Annotated in this window: 3 protein-coding genes; 2 read left to right on the top strand and 1 reads right to left on the bottom strand. The window is 42.6% G+C overall.

What is annotated here, in order from left to right; translation table 11 throughout:
• Positions 1–173: 173 nt before the first annotated feature.
• On the bottom strand, positions 174–872 hold the full coding sequence (locus AS194_RS01510) for a DNA glycosylase (RefSeq protein ID WP_227511553.1): 699 nt from the start codon (positions 870–872) through the stop codon (positions 174–176).
• Between the two features lie 359 nt (positions 873–1,231).
• On the opposite strand from AS194_RS01510, the gene upp reads away from it, so the two are divergent.
• Both upp and AS194_RS01500 read left to right on the top strand, forming a co-directional pair.
• Positions 1,232–1,891, top strand: a complete 660-nt coding sequence (upp, locus tag AS194_RS01505) for a uracil phosphoribosyltransferase (protein WP_058023728.1) — start codon at positions 1,232–1,234, stop codon at positions 1,889–1,891.
• Positions 1,892–1,964: 73 nt separating this feature from the next.
• On the top strand, positions 1,965–2,717 hold the full coding sequence (locus AS194_RS01500; RefSeq protein WP_058023727.1) for an SDR family NAD(P)-dependent oxidoreductase: 753 nt from the start codon (positions 1,965–1,967) through the stop codon (positions 2,715–2,717).
• The last annotated feature ends 90 nt before the right edge of the window (positions 2,718–2,807 follow it).

Below are 2,807 nucleotides of genomic sequence, written 5' to 3'. Positions count from 1 at the left end.
GGTAGTTTTTTCAATGGGTTGGAGTTGGTTATTTTTGATGCACTAGAGATGAGTAGATATGTGCTCTTGATTATGTTTTATCCTAGCAAAAATATTTAGTTCCAGTAGATAGATGCGTTTTACTATCTTTGAGCTTTACCTTCGATTAGTGCAACCATTTCTCTATTTTTACTTTACAACTTACCCATTCTTTCAAAAAACGCCTTATATGCAGCGACTTTCTTATCCAACGATAGCGGATAAGCGCGCGAGGTAGAAGGCAGCCTATATAAAGTTAAGTCATTAACCATATTGGTTTGGTTGCTGTCTTGCCACTGATAAGGGTAATCCATACTTTGATTGGTTTTTGGATGTTTTGATTTGGCAATTGGCTCATCTAATAACCCAAGTAGCACTTCGGTTGCTTTGCCTCCTGTTGTGAATAAAGTCTCAACCTTTGGCACTTGCGGCAAAATAACATCTAGATCAACTGGCGTGACGACTGTTAGGTTTTTATCCGAGGCGTTGCCTGTTTCACGTATGGCTTGCTTGACCGTTGGGCAAGAAGCGATGCCACGTTCAAACATAAAATCTCGAATGCGCTCAGGATCAAATCGCTTCTCATCCCCTATTCTGAAATAGTCAGCATCATCAAAAAATACCCGGCCATAGATACGCCACATATCATTATAAAAATTGGGATAGTGAAAGCTCATTGCCCATTTATCGCTAGTCGGCGGAAACGTACCCATCATCATGATAGTCGCATTTGGTGGTAAAACAGGCGCAAAAGGATGATTTTCAATTTCTCCTGATGAGCTCTCGGTTGCTACTATCTCGTTATTAGCCTTGTTATTAGCGTCTTTTTGGGTGCTTGATGGTTTTATAGTCATGATATTCTTCATCAGAAAAGCGGTTTTTTTGTTATCATAGCAAGCCTAAACACTACTGCACTTATGATAATTTTATACAGTCAAACTTAGTCGATTCAAATAGTACGACAATATATAGTCGCTTAGCCTGAGCGGGTTAGGCTTGGCTGCCAATTGTGAGTGTCTAACTGAGCACTTTTGGTGACATTCCACTCTTATACAAGTAGCACGTTTATTTGATTTGCATGGTCATTGAGGTTTTTATTTTACTATCAATGAGACCAAACAGAGTTAAAGTGGGGTAAGTGTTTGTATCTTTTTATATTAATAGCAACCGCAATGACTGCGCACGCATCAGACAAAAAACCAAGAGAGTACTTATGAGTGATTTAAACAACGATTTAAACATTACGGTCATTGATCATCCATTGGTCCGTCATAAACTCAGCCTCATGCGCGAAAAAGACTGCAGTACTTATAAATTTCGTACATTGACTAAAGAGCTTGCACGCTTGATGGCTTATGAAGCAAGCCGTGATTTTGAAATTGAGACCTTCCCAATGCAGGGCTGGTGCGGCGAAATCACGGGTGAGCAAATCATTGGTAAGACTGCGACTATCGTGCCGATTTTGCGTGCAGGTATTGGCATGCTTGATGGGGTGCTCGATCTAATTCCTACTGCTAAGATTTCTGTGGTCGGTTTGCAGCGTGATGAAGAAACGCTGCAGCCAGTACCATTCTTTGAAAAATTTGTGAGCCACATGGACAAGCGTCCTGCGCTAATCATTGATCCAATGCTAGCTACGGGTGGCTCAATGGTTGCGACCATCGAGATGCTAAAGAAAAATGGCTGTACTAATATCAAAGCATTGGTATTGGTGGCGGCCCCTGAAGGCGTACGCTTGGTAAACGAAGCACATCCTGACGTGACTATCTATACCGCTGCGTTAGACAGCCATTTGGATGAGCACGGCTACATCATCCCAGGTCTAGGCGATGCGGGCGATAAGATTTTTGGTAAGCAATTATCAAATAGATAAATCTCATTAGGGTAAATAAAGCCGTCATCAAAATTATGGCAACAGCAGACATCATCAATAATAAGGATAGATCATGAACGTATTGATTACAGGAGCGAGCGCGGGTTTTGGTAAAGCGTTGGCAGAGCGTTTGGTGGCTAATGGTCATCGCGTGATTGGTTGCGCTAGACGTATCGATAAGCTGAATGCTTTAGCAGAGATTTTAGGTGAGAACTTTTTACCTGTGATTATGGATGTGAGCGATACGGATTCTATTCCGCAAATCATTGCTGATTTGCCTGATGACTTTAAACACATTGATGTCTTGGTTAATAATGCAGGATTGGCGCTGGGTACAGAGCCTGCTCACAAAGCCAGTCTCGATGATTGGATGCGCATGGTCGATACCAATGTTAAAGGTCTAATGTCATTGACTCATGCAGTCTTGCCAGTCATGGTCGAGCGCGATAGCGGATATATCATCAATGTCGGCTCGATCGCCGGTAGCTGGCCATACTTTGGTGGCAATGTGTACGGCGCAACTAAAGCGTTTGTCAAACAGTTCAGCTTAAATTTACGTGCTGACCTTGTCGGTACGCAGGTACGCGTGACCAATATCGAACCGGGCGTAGTCGCGGGTACTGAGTTTTCAAACGTGCGCTACCATGGTGATGACGATAAAGCAGCTAAAGTCTACGATGGCTTTAAGACCATGACAGGTGAAGATATCGGCGATATATTACTGTGGTTGATTGAGTCGCCTGCGCATATCAATGTCAATCGTTTGGAAGTGATGCCAGTCGCGCAAACCTATAACGGTCTAACGGTGGCTAAAAAAGACCGTTAAAAGCGCATCTATTCAATAATCAACGTAACTCGTAAGACCGAAGCAATATAGATGACTCTATATTACCCCACTCTCAACTTGAAATAAGCA

The organism is Psychrobacter piscatorii (assembly GCF_001444505.1).
Lineage (GTDB): Bacteria > Pseudomonadota > Gammaproteobacteria > Pseudomonadales > Moraxellaceae > Psychrobacter > Psychrobacter piscatorii_B.
Note: the sequence above shows the minus strand (reverse complement) of the source record. Positions and strands in the feature narration are given on the sequence as shown.

Coding starts and splice junctions, on each gene's coding strand:
- AS194_RS01510 (WP_227511553.1), bottom strand. CDS start 872: ATGACTATAAAACCATCAAGCACCCAAAAAGACGCTAATAACAAGGCT.
- upp (WP_058023728.1), top strand. CDS start 1,232: ATGAGTGATTTAAACAACGATTTAAACATTACGGTCATTGATCATCCA.
- AS194_RS01500 (WP_058023727.1), top strand. CDS start 1,965: ATGAACGTATTGATTACAGGAGCGAGCGCGGGTTTTGGTAAAGCGTTG.